Raw genomic sequence first — 12,961 nt, forward strand, 5'->3', positions numbered from 1 at the left:
GTTCAGCGCCCTACTGTGCGGCCTTCCCTACTGACGAGCGTGAGAGAGCATGATGACCCGGCATCTTCCCTGGATAGCCATCGCTATCATCGGCGCGGTGGCGCTGAGTGTTGTTGCGGTGTCGCGGGGCGAGGCGGTCAATGCGCTGTGGATCGTCGTCGCTGCGGTCAGCTGCTTTCTGGTCGCCTATCGCTATTATGCGCTGTTCATCGCAACGAAGGTGATGCGGCTCGATCCGTCGCGGCCCACCCCGGCGCTGCGCCGCGCCGATGGGCTGGACTATGTCGCGACCGACCGCACGGTCCTGTTCGGCCATCATTTCGCGGCGATTGCAGGCGCGGGGCCGCTGGTCGGCCCGGTGCTGGCGGCGCAGATGGGCTATCTGCCCGGCACGCTCTGGATCATCGTTGGGGTCGTGCTGGCAGGCGCGGTGCAGGATTTCATGATCCTGTTCATTTCCATACGCCGCGACGGCAAGTCGCTGGGCGAACTGATCCGCATGGAAATGGGGCAATGGGCCGGGACGATCGCCCTGTTCGGCGCTTTCATGATCATGGTCATCATCTTGGCGGTGCTGGCGCTGATCGTGGTCAAGGCGCTGGCAGAGAGTCCGTGGGGCATGTTCACGGTGGCTGCGACCGTGCCACTGGCGATGATCATGGGGGCTTATACACGCTGGATCAGGCCGGGGCGGATCGGTGAGGTGTCATTGCTGGGGCTGGTCGGTTTGCTGGCCGCGATCGTCTATGGGCAGGCGGTGGCGGCTTCACCCTTTTGGGGACCGCTATTTACCTTCACGCCGCTGACGCTCTGCTGGATATTGATCGGCTATGGCGCGGTAGCGTCGGTCCTGCCGGTATGGCTGCTGCTCGCGCCTCGCGATTATCTGTCCACCTTCCTCAAGATCGGGGCGATCGCGGCTCTGGCCATCGGCATCGTCATCATGGCTCCTCCGCTCAAAATGCCGGCGCTGACGCAGTTTATTGATGGCGGCGGACCGGTATGGGCCGGTGGCCTGTTTCCCTTCCTGTTCATCACCATCGCCTGTGGCGCGGTGTCGGGTTTCCATGCGCTGATTTCCAGCGGCACCACGCCCAAGCTGATCGCGAGCGAGGGTCATGCGCCGGTGATCGGCTATGGCGCGATGCTGATGGAGGCATTCGTGGCGATCATGGCGCTGGTTGGCGCGTCGATCCTGGACCCCGGCATCTATTTCACGATGAATAGCCCCGCCGCGCTGATCGGCACCGATGCGGCCAGCGCATCGGCCGCCGTCACTGCGATGGGCTTTCCGATCTCGCCGGAGCTGATCACCCAGACAGCCAAAGATGTCGGCGAACATAGCATCATCAGCCGCGCGGGCGGCGCGCCGACGCTTGCCGTGGCGATGGCGGAGATATTCAGCCACGTTGTCGGCGGCCCGGCGATGAAGGCCTTTTGGTATCATTTCGCAATTCTTTTCGAGGCGCTGTTCATCCTGACGGCGGTGGACGCAGGCACGCGCGCCGGGCGCTTCATGTTGCAGGATCTGATCGGGCTGGCGGTGCCAAGCTTCAAGGAGAGCAAGGGCCATATGCCGGGCATCGTCGCCACCGCGCTGACGGTCGCGGCCTGGGGCTTCTTCCTGCATCAGGGGGTCACCGATCCGTTGGGCGGTGTGAATACGTTATGGCCGGTGTTCGGCATTTCCAATCAGATGCTGGCGGCGATCGCGCTGATGCTGGGGACGGCGGTGCTGTTCCGCATGAAGCGCGACCGTTTCGCCTGGGTGACGATGATCCCGACCGCCTGGCTGCTGGTTTGCACCCTGTCGGCAGGATGGCTCAAGCTGTTCTCCGCCGATGCCAAGGTCGGTTTCTTGGCTCATGCCGCCAAATTCAGCGCAGCGGCAGACTCGGGCGAGGTGCTGGCCCCGGCCAAATCGATGGCGGAGATGGAGCGGATCATCTTCAACGACCGGGTCGATGCGGCACTGGTCGCGCTCTTCCTGTCGGTCGTGCTGGCGCTGCTGGTCTTTACCATCCGCACGTGCATGGCTGCGCGGCGAATCGCAGCGCCGACGGCGCGCGAAATTCCCGCGCAACTGGTGCCGGCGGAATGAGTGGATTTCTGACCATGCTGCGGCAGACCGCGCGGCTGATGGTCGGGATGCCCGACTATGACGCCTATCTACGCCATATGCTGACCCATCATCCCGATCAGCCCGCGATGGACCGGACGCAGTTTTTTCGCGACAGGCAGGAAGCGCGCTACGGCGGCAAAAATGGCGGAAAATGCTGCTGATCCGCGTAATATTACTACTGTAAAATATCAATCTGGGACAGAAAGTTACAGGCCAAGTGCAAAACAGGATTGATCTGTGCGATCATCCTGCTAGGCGGCAGCGTCCTTTTAGCCCGACAGCGTGAGGGATGTGTCCCCTGCCCCATCCCTTGCGGCAGGGGGCAGTTTATTTCAGCGCCGGGCGTTGAAGCCCGCTACCATCCCTGCCGTGATCGACAGCGCAATTTCCGCCGCGCCGATCGCGCCGATATCCAGCCCCGCCGGGCCGTCGATTCGCGCGAGATCATCCGCGCCGAAGCCCTGCCCAGCCAGCCGCTCCAGCCGTGCGGAATGGCTCTTGCGTGATCCGAGCGCGGCGACATAGCCAGTGGGCGCGCGCAGGGCCGCGACCAGCGCCGGGTCGTCAATCTTGATGTCGTGGCTGAGCGTCACCACCGCGGTCGATTCGCCGGGAAAGCGCGCGACGATGGCTTCGTCGGGCCAGCGATCGTCGAGTTCAACGCCGGGGAAGCGTTCCGTGGTCAGGAACCGCCCGCGCGGATCGATCACCACCGGGGTCACGCCGATCGCCTGCGCCAGCGGGACCAGCGACTGGGCGATCTGCACCGCGCCGACGATCAGCAGGCGGCGCGGCGGATCATAGCGGTTGAGGAAATCGCCCTCGCCCGCCTGTTCGCGGGTGACCCCGCTGGCAAGATCGGTCGCAAGCGTAAGCGCCCGGCCCCGTGCGCTGGCGGCCTCGATCCGGTCGAACAGGTCGGGGGCAAAGCCATCCTCCCCCACGGGTTGGACCAAGACGGCAATCTCCCCGCCGCAGGGCAGGCCGACTTCCCATGCATCGCCATCGGCCACGCCATAAGTGGCGACATGGGCGGCGCGACCGGCAATCACCTCGGCCGCGCGGTGCAGCACGTCACTTTCGACGCAGCCGCCCGATATGCTGCCTTCAAAGCGTCCGTCCTGATGCACGATCATATGGCTGCCGCGCGGGCGCGGGGCGGAACCCCATGTCGATACAACCGTCGCCAGCGCCAGCTTCGCGCCGCGCCATTCGACAGCCTTGCGGATCACCGCGCCATTATCGTTCAAATCAAGACTCCTTTAGCGCACAGATAGGAATAACTGACGCGTTAGACCAGACGCCTGCCGGTCCAGACGACCCGCCCGACAATATCCACCAACGCCGGGTCGATATCGGTCCAGTCGGGATAATGGAGATTGTCGCTGACGACGCTGAAGCGCCCGCGTAATGGTCCCATCGCGATCCGCTTGACCATCAGCACCCCGTCGAGCCGCAACACATAGACGCCGTCGCGCAGCCGGGTGGCGTCATCGTCATGATCGACCATGATATCGTCGCCATCGCTGAGCGTCGGGGCCATCGATTCGCCATCGACCCGGATGATCGACACGCGCTGCGGCCTTACCCCCAGATGGCGGAGCCAATGAGCGTCGAACGCCATCACGCCGGCGGCGCGCTCATCGTCGTCCAGCGTGCCGACGCCCGCCGATGCGCCCAGCGCCAGGCGCGGCACCGCCACGACAGCGGGCATCCCCCGCGTGCGGGCGGGGATAGCCACCGGCGCGGCACTGCCCCCCAACATCTGTTCGGCCACGCCAAAATAGCGTGCCAGCACATGCCGGTCCGCCTCGTCCAGTTTGCGCGGGGTGCCCCGTTTGATGAATTGCTGGATATAGGCAGGGTTGCGGCCGATCAGCCGGGACAGATCGGCATAATTTTCCCCCCGTTCGGCAATCAGCCGATCCAGCGCGATCCGGGCGTTCTGCGATTCATCCATATCCAGTCCATAATGATAGGAATTTTCCTAGACAAGTAGGAAATTGGCTTAGAGATAGGAATATACCTATCGACTTGCAGCGGGCGAGTCGGTCCAACAGGGGAGAAAGAAGCCGATGCTGTTGCACGCGATCGAACGATTCCTTCGCCAATATGACATGCCGCCGACCACCTTCGGTCGCGCCAGCACGCGCGATCCACGGCTGGTTTTCGACCTGCGCCAAGGGCGCGAGCCGGGGGACCGCGTGAGGAGACGAGTAGAACATTTCATGAACACATATCGCAGGAGCATCAGCCAATGACAAGCGTGCATCATGGATTTCGGCCTGAAAATCTGGTCCGAAACAAACCGATAGGAAAAACCCAGCGCGACCCGTTGCCGCGTCTGCTCGAGCAACTGCTCAAGCGCGCTGGCGCGCCGACCACGATCGAGCGCGCGGTGAGCCGCCCCTGGGCGAGCGCCCTGTTCGAGGGGCGTCGCCACGTCATCGCGCTGCGCCTGTCGGGCGCGAAGGTCGCGACGCGGCGCTGCGATTTTGTCGAAGGCATAGAGAGCGCGGAATGGCAATTGCTTGGCCATTTCGTCGCCGACATCACCATAGATGAGGTGCGGGAGGGCGAGGATGAAATCTGGCTGGAGCTGTCCGCGCTGACGATCGAGGACTGGTAGGAGGCTAGCGCCCCCGGCCAGCCATGCTGCGCAATGCACCGAGCGCAGCGCGCAGGGCGTCGTCGGCGTCCTGTGCGACCATGTCGCGCACCGGCACGGCGGGCGTGACCGGCATGTCGGCGATAACCCGCACGGCGCCTGCTTCCGCCGCCGGGGCGCGGCTGCGCAGCGCGAGGCCGCGTTCCAGCCGCTGGGTCAGTTCGGTGATCGACAGACCTTGGGTGGGGATGGGATCGAGCGGCGGGAGCGTGACGGGCGCTACGTCTTGCGGTGCTTCGTCCGCCACGTCCGGCTCGACCAGCGGCGCGGCGGGCCGCTGGAAGGTGGGCTGGGGCAATTCGTCCTCGGCGATCGGCAAGGGCGCGCTGGGCATGACCAGACCGGCGGACGGGACGATGGCGTCCTGCTCCGGTTCGGGATGCATCACCAACGGCCTGCGGATCGCGTCGGGGCGGGCAAAAATGTCGAGACCGTTGAAGTCGCGGCTGGCGAAGATCGGCGCGCGGGCGGGTGCATCGGGATGCGCATCGGCGCGGCGCAGCGATGGAATGGCGTCATCGACAGGGGCAGCACGTCCCCGCGCCAGCGCGGTCAGTTTGGAAAAGGCGAAACCCATTGTTCTTGCTCCCTGGACGCGCAACTTGCGTCCTTCTTGTTCAGCTGGCCGGTCCTGCCGGCGCATCATCCCCATCAGTCCCACTGCCATCAGCGTGGCAAAGCCCGCCAGCAGCAGCCGGGCTTTCAACCCCAGCGGCGGCGCAGCGGCGGGCAAGCTTTCCGACAGGCCGCTCGACGCCACGACCATTTCGATCAGCCCGACCGGAATCCACAGCACCAACAGCGCCGCGGCCAGGCCGCCCAGCGCCATGATGGCGATCCCCCTTGTCTGTGCTGCCTTCATGGCCACTTTGCTTCTTCAACCCTCGCTCACGCCGCCGCGCGCGTGCCGGCAGGACGCGCCAGCAGCCGCTGGTAAACAGGTTCGTAACGCAAAATGTTTGATGACCAGTTACGCTCACGCTCGACAAAGGCGCGGGCTAGCGCGCGTCGTTCGTCCCAGATCGTGCGATCGGCAAACAGGCCAGCCAACGCCGCGGCCATGCCGGCCGGATCATCGGGCGGGAAGAGCGTGCCGGTGACGCCATCCTCGATCAGTTCACGATGGCCGCCGACGCTGGACGCGGCGACCAGCTGCCCCTGCGCCATGGCTTCGAGCGGCTTTAGGGGCGTGACCAGATCGGTCAGCCGCATCGCCTTGCGCGGATAGGCCAATATGTCGATCTGGGCATAATAGTTTTCGACCTGATCGTGGGGCACCCGCCCGACAAAGACGATATGGTCGGCAAAGGGGGAAGCGAGCGCCTGATCGCGCAGCACCTGATCGCATGGTCCGCCACCCACCAGCAGCAACTTGGCTTTTGGCCGGGCGCGGACGAGTCGCGGCATCGCGGCGATCAGATCGTCCAGTCCTTCATAATCATAGAAGCTGCCGATGAAGCCGACCACGTCCGCCCCTTCAAGGCCCAGTTGCGCCGTCAACGCGGGGTTGCGCGCGACCGGCGTGCCGAACTGGTCCATATCGACGCCATTGGGCGACACGATGATCTTGGCCGGGTCGATTCCGCGCGTGGCGAGATCGCTGCGCAACCCTTCGCAGATGACCGCCACCGCATCGGCATTGCGCACCGCATGGGTTTCGAGCTGACGGGTCAGCCAGTAGCGCGGGCTGCCCTCCGTCCCGGTGCCGTTGCCGACCGCCGCATCCTCCCAGAAAGCACGGATTTCATAGACCAGGGGGATGCCATGGCGCTTGGCCACGCGCTGCGCGGCGATGGCGTTCAGCACGGGCGAATGGGCGTGGATGATGTCAGGCCGCCATTGCTGCACCAGCGCCTCGATCGCGTCGGCATGAGCGGCAATGTCGCGCCATTCGCGCAGCACCGGATTGCCGGTGGCGGGCGCGCCGGGGGTGCGGTGGAAATGGAGGCCATCGACCAGCTCCTCCAGCGGTCCCGTCGCGCTGTGGCGATGCCCGGTTATGCCGCGCACCTCCCAGCCCCTGGCCAGCTGCGCCCGCAGGATGGCGCGGGTGCGGAAGGTGTAGCCGCTGTGCAGCGGCAGGCTGTGGTCCAGCACATGAAGAATATGGGTCATAGCTCATGGACTTAACCACAAAAGGTTTAACGGCCCGTCAACTGTGTCGCGTTAGGGAGGGGGACAAGCCAGTGGAACCACCAAGACACAATGATCGACACCCTGTCCCTGCTGATCAGCCATGGCGTGATCCTGCTCGCCGCGTGGCGGCTGTTGCCGCGCGCCGATCTGGATCGCGATCCACCGGCAGAGGAGAGCGCGCGCGATGCGTGACCTGTTCTTCCTCGCCTTCCTGGCCATATTCTTCCTGATGGGGCTCAGGCGACCGTTCCTGCTGGTCGCGGTCTATGCCTATATCGACATCGTGTCGCCCCAGCGCCTGTCCTATTTCCTGCTCAATTCGATCCCGATTTCCGCCATCGCCTTTGCCGCGATGGTGGGTGCCTGGCTGGTCATTGATGACAAGAAGGATTGCCGCTTTTCCGCGCGGCAGGCGCTGCTGCTGTTCCTGCTGATCTGGTGCGGCTATACCACCGCGACCGCCGATTTCCCCGTGGAGGCGCTGACCAAGTGGAATTGGGTGTGGAAGGCGATCATCGCAGGCATCTTCCTGCCGCTCACCCTGCGCACGCGGCTGCGAATCGAGGCGATGACGGTTTTCATGATCCTGTGCGCCAGCACGATCATCATCAATGGCGGCATGAAAACGGCGCTATCGGGCGGCGGCTATGGCGTGCTGAACCTGATGGTCGACAATAATAGCGGCCTGTATGAAGGGTCGATCATCAGCTGCGTCGCCATTTCGCTGATCCCGCTGATCCTGTGGCTGTCCAGACATGGCACCATCTTTTCGCCGGACGACTGGCGGGTGAAAGCATTTTGCTACTGCCTGTGCCTGGCTTGCCTGCTGATGCCGATCGGTACCGAAGCGCGAACGGGCCTTGTCTGCATCGTCATTCTGGCGGGACTGATGCTGGTGCGATCACCGCGCCGCTTTGTCTATGGGCCGCTGATGCTGCTGGCGGCGCTTGTCTCCATCCCCTTCCTGCCCGCCAGCTTCACCCAGCGGATGCAGACGATCGAAAATCATCAGGGCGACGAGAGCGCGTCGACCCGCGTCGCAGTGTGGATGTGGACGCTCGACTATGTGAAAACGCATCCGGGTGGCGGCGGCTTCGACAATTATCTCCAGAACAGCTTTACCTATTTCGCGCAGAGCGAAGTGGGCGATGGCGACGCCAAGCGCATCGAGCGGCGGCTGGTGACCGACAAGGGCCGCGCATATCACAGCGCCTATTTCGAGATGCTGGGCGAACAGGGCTATTTCGGCTTCCTGCTCTGGGCGCTGATCCACGGCATCTGCTTCATCCGCACCGAAATGATCCGCCGTATGTACCGCAAGCGGGCGGGACCGGACGAAGCCTGGATCGCGCCCTTCGCGCTGGCGCTGCAACAGGGGCATATCATCTACATGATCGGATCGCTGTTCGTGGGCATCGCCTATCAACCCTTCATCTTCATGATGCTGGCGCTCCAGATCGGTCTGGACACTTATCTGAGCCGCAGGCGCAAGGCAGCGGCACGGCTTGACCTAAATGCGTCGATGAACCGGCCGCGCGGGGCGCTGGCATGAGCGGCGAGTTGCGCGCGCTAGGGGTGGTCCATGGCCTGCTGCTGGGGCTGCTGCTGGCGTCGCCGCTGATCGCGCCGGGGCTGCTGCCCTGGGGGGTGGAGGCCTTGTTCATCATCGGCGCGTTCCAGTTGCGGCTGGCCGACCGGCGTTGGGACATGCGCGATGGCTGGCGCAGCTGGATCAGCCATATCCGTATGGCCCCGTTGCGACTGATCCCTTGGGGCGCGGCGGCGACCGTCGCGCTGATCGCTGGCAATGGCGCGCGGGCGCAGGCGATCCTGATCGCCGCATCGCTGTGCGAGTTATTGGTCTATCCGGTCTGCACCCATGTGCTGGCCCGGCTGTCGCGGCGCGTGGTCGGCGCGGTGCTGGTGTTGCTGATCCTGATCGGGTTGAGTGCTGTCGGCGAGACGATCCGCTACATGATCGGCTTCATGACCGGGATGAGCGCCTGCCTGTTCTGGCTGCGCGGTCCCGATGGGGAGGGTCATGCATTGGCGCTGGCGCTGGGCGGGCTGGTGGCTGCGGCGATAGCGCCGGTGCTTTGGCCTGCCGCCCTGCCCGTCGCCTTCCCCGCCGCCATCGTCTGCGCAACGCTGGCGCTGGCGCATGTCTCGACGCTGCGCCGCCGCCCGGTCCCGTGGCGGGCGGGCGGCGGCACACAGGTCAGGCCGTAACGGTTCCGGCTTCCACCACCGCCTGGCTGAAGGCTTCGATGAAGGCGGGGATATCGTCCGGATTGCGGCTGGTGATGATATTGCCGTCCACCGCGACGGCTTGATCGACCACATTCCCGCCTGCATTGCGAAGGTCGGTTCGGACCGATGGCCAGCCAGTGACGGTCCGGCCATTCACGACGTCAGCCTCCACCAGCAGCCATGGGCCATGGCAGATCGCGGCGACCGGCTTGCCCGTGGTCACGAAGGCGCGCACCAGCGACACAGCGGCGGCATTGGTGCGCAGAGTGTCGGGATTGGCGACGCCGCCGGGCAGGATCAGCCCGTCATATCCCTCTATCCTGACGGCATCGAGCCGGATGTCGGGGGTGATCGTGTCGCCTTTTTCATCATGCTTCATCCCCTGAATAGGGTTCAGGTCCGGCGAGGCGAGCGTCACGCTGGCCCCCGCCGCAATCAGCGCGTCGCGGGGATCGAACAATTCGGACTGCTCGAATCCGTCGGTCGCGATGATGAGGATGCGGCTGTTGGTAATGGCGGGCATGGGGCTTCTCCTTGCGCCTGATGGGAGACAGGCTAACGGACCACCGCCCGACCCGTTGCGGAACGAAGCGATGAAAGGTGGGTTTTTGGCCATGAGAAGGAAAATATGGCCAGCCAACCCCTCATCCACGTAGATGACAGCATCCCCGGCATTTCGCGACGCGCGCTCAAGAGCGGCTGGGGCTATTACCAGCCCGATGGCGGACGCATCGCCGACCGGGCCGAGATTGGGCGGCTGAACGCCATCGCCCTGCCCCCTGCCTATCGCGATTGCTGGTTCTGTCCGATGCCCCATGGCCATATATTGGCGACCGGGCATGACGAGCGGGGCCGCAAGCAATATCGCTATCACCCGGAATTCCGGGCTGACCGGGAGGCACAGAAATATGAAGGCTGCGCCGGCTTCGGTCGCGCCCTGCCCAAATTGCGCGCGCAGCTGGAGGCGGACCTGTCGCGGCGCGGCTTGCGCAAGGAACGGACGATCGCGGCTGTCGTGCGGCTGCTGGATCTGGGCCGGTTGCGCGTGGGCAATGAATATTATGCTACGACCAACAAGAGTTTCGGCGCGACGACCCTGCGCCGCCGCCATATCGACCTGACCGGCAAGGCGCTGACGCTGCGCTATCGCGCCAAGTCGGGCAAGCAGCATCAGGTGACGCTGACCGACACACGGCTGCTGCGTTTCGTGCGGCAGGTGCAGGATTTGCCGGGCCAGCATCTGTTCCAATATCTGGACGAGGATGGCGAGGCGCGACCGATCACGTCGAGCGACGTCAACGCCTATATCGCGCAGGCCATGGGGGGTCCCTTTACCGCCAAGCATTTTCGCACATGGGGCGCGTCGACCGTCGCCTTTGCCACATTGGCCGCCGGGCCGGTGTCGATGAAGGGCTTGCTGGAACCGGTAGCGGCCGCGCTTGGCAATACGCCCGCGATCAGCCGCAAAAGCTATATCCACCCTGCCCTGCTCGACCTGTGCAAGGATGGACAGGATGCGTGGCGCGCGGGGCTTCGCCTGCCGCGTTCAACACGCTATCTGTCTCGCGAGGAGCGCGGACTCATCGCATTTCTCGACACTTTAGCCTGATACAGACTAACGGGACCAGCATGGCCAATAAAACTGAACCTGCCGCCGCCGCATCGGTGCGCGCCCCCGATTTCGTCGAAATGTGGCGATCGACCAGCGACTGGTTCGCTGTTCACTATGTCCAGATCATCGTCGCCATTGGCGCGGGCGTTCTGATCTACCTCGTCCTGGCGGCGCTGCGGTCGTTCGGGAAAAGGTGGCGCGGTGCCTATGGCGACCCGCTGGGCTATGCCAATGTGCTGGGCCGGGCGGTCGCGCGGACATCCCATTTCTTCATGGTCATGGTCGCGGCCAAGCTGGTCGCGGGTTACGCCGATCCGCCTGCGGTGCTATTCAAGACGATCGCCTTCCTCTTCACCATTGCCGCGGTGTTGCAGGGGGCGATCTGGGCGCGGGAGATCATCCTGGGGCTGATCGAGCGCAAGACGCTGGCGGAGGATGGCCAAGGCGAGACGCTGGCCAACGCGATGGGTCTGATTCGCGTGCTGGTGACCTTCGCCCTGTTTGCAATCGCCACTATTGTCGTGCTGGACAATCTGGGCGTCAACGTCACCGGGCTGGTTGCGGGTCTGGGCATTGGCGGCATCGCCATTGGCCTGGCAGCGCAGGGAATTTTCTCGGACCTGTTCGCCGCGCTGTCTATCATTTTCGACAAGCCGTTCCGGCGGGGCGAAATCATCACCTATGACCAGACGACCGCGCGGGTCGAGAAGATTGGCCTCAAAAGCACGCGGCTTCGTGCGATGAGCGGTGAGAAGAAGGTCATCTCCAACGCCAATCTGCTCCAGAAGGAAATCACCAGCCTGCAAACGCTGATCCAGCGCCGGGTGACCTTCGCCATCGGCATCATCTACCAGACGCCGGAGGAGAAAGCCGAAGCGATACCGGAGATGCTGCGCGAGATTGTCGAGGCGGAAGGGTTCATCTTCGTCAATGCGGGCCTTGTCCGCTTTGGCGCGAGTTCGCTGGACTATGAGGTGAATTTCGACGTGCCGGACCCCGATACGCACGATTATTTCCTGTCGCGGCACCGCATGGGGCTGGCGATCTGGAAGCGGTTTAACGCGGAGGGAATCGAGTTCGCCTACCCCACCCAGACCAGCTTCACCGCTGCGCCGGATGGGCGAACCATCATGCCCTATCCAGAGGTGCAGCCCGTGCGTCAGGCTTGACCCAGGCTACGTGCCCATACCCCACAGGCTGCCGGGCTGGAGCAGGCCATCGGCCAGCGCCAGCCCGCCGCCGCGATCTCGCGCCAGCAACAGCGCACCGTCAAGGTCGATCCAGTCCGCCCCCTGTGCCACAAGCGCAGCGGGTGCGATGCCAAGCGATGTGCCGAGCATACAGCCGACCATGACCCGGAAGCCCCGATCCCGCGCCGCCTGACGCAACGCGAGCGCTTCGGTGAGGCCGCCGGCTTTGTCGAGCTTGATGTTCACCGCGTCGAAATCGCCGAGCCGATCAAGGTCCGCGCTGGTGTGGCAGCTTTCGTCGGCGCAGAGCGGCAGCGGTGCACGGACCCCGGCCAGCGCCGCTTCCCGCCCGTGAATCACCGGCTGCTCGACCATTTCGACACCAAGGTCGGCCAGCGCCTGCGCCTCTGCCGCGATATCCAGACCATGCCAGCTTTCATTGGCATCGACGATCAGCCGCGCATCCGGCGCGCCCGCGCGTACTGCGGCGATGCGCGCCCGGTCGCCTTCGCCCGTCAGCTTGCATTTGAGCAGGGCAAAGCCGCGCGCCGCTGCCGTGTGGGCGGCAGCCTCCATCGTCGCAGGGTCGCCCAGGCTGATCGTGAAGGCGGTGGGCAGAGGGGTGGGTGCAGCCAGCCCGGCAAGTTGCCAGACCGGCACGCCCGCACGCTTCGCCTCCAGATCCCAGAGTGCGCAATCAAGCGCATTGCGCGCAGCGCCGCGCGGCATGTGCTTCAACAGCGCCTGCCGGTCGAGCGGCCCGGTATAGGCGCGGATCGCCGCTGCGCAGGCTTCTGCCGTTTCGCCCTCATAATAGATCGCCGTCCCTTCGCCCCGGCCGACATGAGTGCCGTCGCCCACGGTGCAGACGACCACATCCACATCCGTCTTGGCCCCGCGAGCGATGATGAATGCGCCTGCGACCGGCCAGCGTTCGACGGTCGCGGACAATAAGTGGATCATCGCTGGCTCCAATGGCGTGA

15 protein-coding genes are annotated in these 12,961 nt (G+C 64.6%); 9 read left to right on the forward strand and 6 right to left on the reverse strand.

The features are described 5' to 3' along the window. The first annotated feature begins 52 nt into the window (after nucleotides 1-52). Nucleotides 53-2,101: a carbon starvation CstA family protein gene (locus KRZ98_RS22390; protein ID WP_217675513.1), complete on the forward strand. Its 2,049-nt coding sequence runs from the start codon at nucleotides 53-55 to the stop codon at nucleotides 2,099-2,101. After that, nucleotides 2,098-2,283, forward strand: coding sequence for a YbdD/YjiX family protein (locus KRZ98_RS22395; RefSeq protein WP_217675397.1), 186 nt, complete (start codon nucleotides 2,098-2,100; stop codon nucleotides 2,281-2,283). The genes KRZ98_RS22390 and KRZ98_RS22395 overlap by 4 nt, the downstream gene beginning before the upstream one ends. Before the next feature lie 171 nt (nucleotides 2,284-2,454). Here the strand turns inward: KRZ98_RS22395 and KRZ98_RS22400 are convergent, their stop codons facing one another. Both KRZ98_RS22400 and KRZ98_RS22405 read right to left on the reverse strand, forming a co-directional pair. After that, entirely contained in the window at nucleotides 2,455-3,372 is a 918-nt protein-coding gene (locus KRZ98_RS22400) for an XdhC family protein (RefSeq protein ID WP_217675398.1), read from the reverse strand. Nucleotides 3,373-3,413: 41 nt separating this feature from the next. Continuing rightward, complete coding sequence (locus KRZ98_RS22405) at nucleotides 3,414-4,082, reverse strand: S24 family peptidase (RefSeq protein WP_217675399.1); 669 nt, start codon at nucleotides 4,080-4,082, stop codon at nucleotides 3,414-3,416. Nucleotides 4,083-4,197: 115 nt separating this feature from the next. On the opposite strand from KRZ98_RS22405, the gene KRZ98_RS24325 reads away from it, so the two are divergent. After that, on the forward strand, nucleotides 4,198-4,383 hold the full coding sequence (locus KRZ98_RS24325; RefSeq protein ID WP_254798793.1) for a hypothetical protein: 186 nt from the start codon (nucleotides 4,198-4,200) through the stop codon (nucleotides 4,381-4,383). Then, the gene (locus KRZ98_RS22410; RefSeq protein ID WP_217675400.1) at nucleotides 4,380-4,751 is read left to right on the forward strand and encodes a hypothetical protein; all 372 of its coding nucleotides are present in this window, start codon (nucleotides 4,380-4,382) and stop codon (nucleotides 4,749-4,751) included. Before KRZ98_RS24325 ends, KRZ98_RS22410 begins: the two co-directional genes overlap by 4 nt. Before the next feature lie 4 nt (nucleotides 4,752-4,755). Here KRZ98_RS22410 and KRZ98_RS22415 read toward each other — a convergent pair whose 3' ends face one another. After that, on the reverse strand, nucleotides 4,756-5,619 hold the full coding sequence (locus tag KRZ98_RS22415; protein ID WP_217675514.1) for a hypothetical protein: 864 nt from the start codon (nucleotides 5,617-5,619) through the stop codon (nucleotides 4,756-4,758). A gap of 59 nt (nucleotides 5,620-5,678) precedes the next feature. Next, nucleotides 5,679-6,905, reverse strand: a complete 1,227-nt coding sequence (locus tag KRZ98_RS22420; protein WP_217675401.1) for a TIGR04063 family PEP-CTERM/XrtA system glycosyltransferase — start codon at nucleotides 6,903-6,905, stop codon at nucleotides 5,679-5,681. A gap of 90 nt (nucleotides 6,906-6,995) precedes the next feature. On the opposite strand from KRZ98_RS22420, the gene KRZ98_RS24485 reads away from it, so the two are divergent. From KRZ98_RS24485 to KRZ98_RS22430, 3 genes are read left to right on the forward strand one after another with little or no spacing between them, the layout of a single operon-like run. Further along, complete coding sequence (locus KRZ98_RS24485) at nucleotides 6,996-7,118, forward strand: hypothetical protein (protein WP_302849143.1); 123 nt, start codon at nucleotides 6,996-6,998, stop codon at nucleotides 7,116-7,118. Continuing rightward, the gene (locus KRZ98_RS22425; RefSeq protein WP_217675402.1) at nucleotides 7,111-8,478 is read left to right on the forward strand and encodes a putative O-glycosylation ligase, exosortase A system-associated; all 1,368 of its coding nucleotides are present in this window, start codon (nucleotides 7,111-7,113) and stop codon (nucleotides 8,476-8,478) included. The genes KRZ98_RS24485 and KRZ98_RS22425 overlap by 8 nt, the downstream gene beginning before the upstream one ends. Then, nucleotides 8,475-9,155, forward strand: coding sequence for a hypothetical protein (locus KRZ98_RS22430; protein WP_217675403.1), 681 nt, complete (start codon nucleotides 8,475-8,477; stop codon nucleotides 9,153-9,155). The genes KRZ98_RS22425 and KRZ98_RS22430 overlap by 4 nt, the downstream gene beginning before the upstream one ends. On the opposite strand, the gene KRZ98_RS22435 is transcribed toward KRZ98_RS22430, so the two are convergent. Beyond that, complete coding sequence (locus KRZ98_RS22435) at nucleotides 9,145-9,699, reverse strand: type 1 glutamine amidotransferase domain-containing protein (RefSeq protein ID WP_217675404.1); 555 nt, start codon at nucleotides 9,697-9,699, stop codon at nucleotides 9,145-9,147. The two genes, KRZ98_RS22430 and KRZ98_RS22435, sit on opposite strands and share 11 nt — an antisense overlap. Before the next feature lie 105 nt (nucleotides 9,700-9,804). Here KRZ98_RS22435 and KRZ98_RS22440 point away from each other — a divergent pair, with 105 nt between their 5' ends. Both KRZ98_RS22440 and KRZ98_RS22445 read left to right on the forward strand, forming a co-directional pair. Then, nucleotides 9,805-10,785 (forward strand): DNA topoisomerase IB, encoded by a 981-nt coding sequence (locus KRZ98_RS22440; protein ID WP_217675405.1) that lies wholly within the window; start codon nucleotides 9,805-9,807, stop codon nucleotides 10,783-10,785. Nucleotides 10,786-10,805: 20 nt separating this feature from the next. Further along, entirely contained in the window at nucleotides 10,806-11,957 is a 1,152-nt protein-coding gene (locus tag KRZ98_RS22445; RefSeq protein WP_217675406.1) for a mechanosensitive ion channel family protein, read from the forward strand. Nucleotides 11,958-11,963: 6 nt separating this feature from the next. On the opposite strand, the gene dgcA is transcribed toward KRZ98_RS22445, so the two are convergent. After that, nucleotides 11,964-12,941, reverse strand: coding sequence for an N-acetyl-D-Glu racemase DgcA (gene dgcA / locus KRZ98_RS22450; RefSeq protein ID WP_217675407.1), 978 nt, complete (start codon nucleotides 12,939-12,941; stop codon nucleotides 11,964-11,966). Nucleotides 12,942-12,961: the final 20 nt, after the last annotated feature.

Origin of the sequence: Sphingobium sp. AS12 (assembly GCF_019097845.1) — a bacterium.
Taxonomy (GTDB): Bacteria; Pseudomonadota; Alphaproteobacteria; order Sphingomonadales; family Sphingomonadaceae; genus Sphingobium.

Coding starts and splice junctions, on each gene's coding strand:
- KRZ98_RS22410 (WP_217675400.1), top strand. CDS start 4,380: ATGACAAGCGTGCATCATGGATTTCGGCCTGAAAATCTGGTCCGAAAC.
- KRZ98_RS22395 (WP_217675397.1), top strand. CDS start 2,098: ATGAGTGGATTTCTGACCATGCTGCGGCAGACCGCGCGGCTGATGGTC.
- KRZ98_RS22420 (WP_217675401.1), bottom strand. CDS start 6,905: ATGACCCATATTCTTCATGTGCTGGACCACAGCCTGCCGCTGCACAGC.
- KRZ98_RS22415 (WP_217675514.1), bottom strand. CDS start 5,619: ATGGCGCTGGGCGGCCTGGCCGCGGCGCTGTTGGTGCTGTGGATTCCG.
- KRZ98_RS22435 (WP_217675404.1), bottom strand. CDS start 9,699: ATGCCCGCCATTACCAACAGCCGCATCCTCATCATCGCGACCGACGGA.
- KRZ98_RS24485 (WP_302849143.1), top strand. CDS start 6,996: ATGATCGACACCCTGTCCCTGCTGATCAGCCATGGCGTGATCCTGCTC.
- KRZ98_RS22440 (WP_217675405.1), top strand. CDS start 9,805: ATGGCCAGCCAACCCCTCATCCACGTAGATGACAGCATCCCCGGCATT.
- KRZ98_RS22445 (WP_217675406.1), top strand. CDS start 10,806: ATGGCCAATAAAACTGAACCTGCCGCCGCCGCATCGGTGCGCGCCCCC.
- dgcA (WP_217675407.1), bottom strand. CDS start 12,941: ATGATCCACTTATTGTCCGCGACCGTCGAACGCTGGCCGGTCGCAGGC.
- KRZ98_RS22430 (WP_217675403.1), top strand. CDS start 8,475: ATGAGCGGCGAGTTGCGCGCGCTAGGGGTGGTCCATGGCCTGCTGCTG.
- KRZ98_RS22390 (WP_217675513.1), top strand. CDS start 53: ATGACCCGGCATCTTCCCTGGATAGCCATCGCTATCATCGGCGCGGTG.
- KRZ98_RS22425 (WP_217675402.1), top strand. CDS start 7,111: ATGCGTGACCTGTTCTTCCTCGCCTTCCTGGCCATATTCTTCCTGATG.
- KRZ98_RS22405 (WP_217675399.1), bottom strand. CDS start 4,082: ATGGATGAATCGCAGAACGCCCGGATCGCGCTGGATCGGCTGATTGCC.
- KRZ98_RS24325 (WP_254798793.1), top strand. CDS start 4,198: ATGCTGTTGCACGCGATCGAACGATTCCTTCGCCAATATGACATGCCG.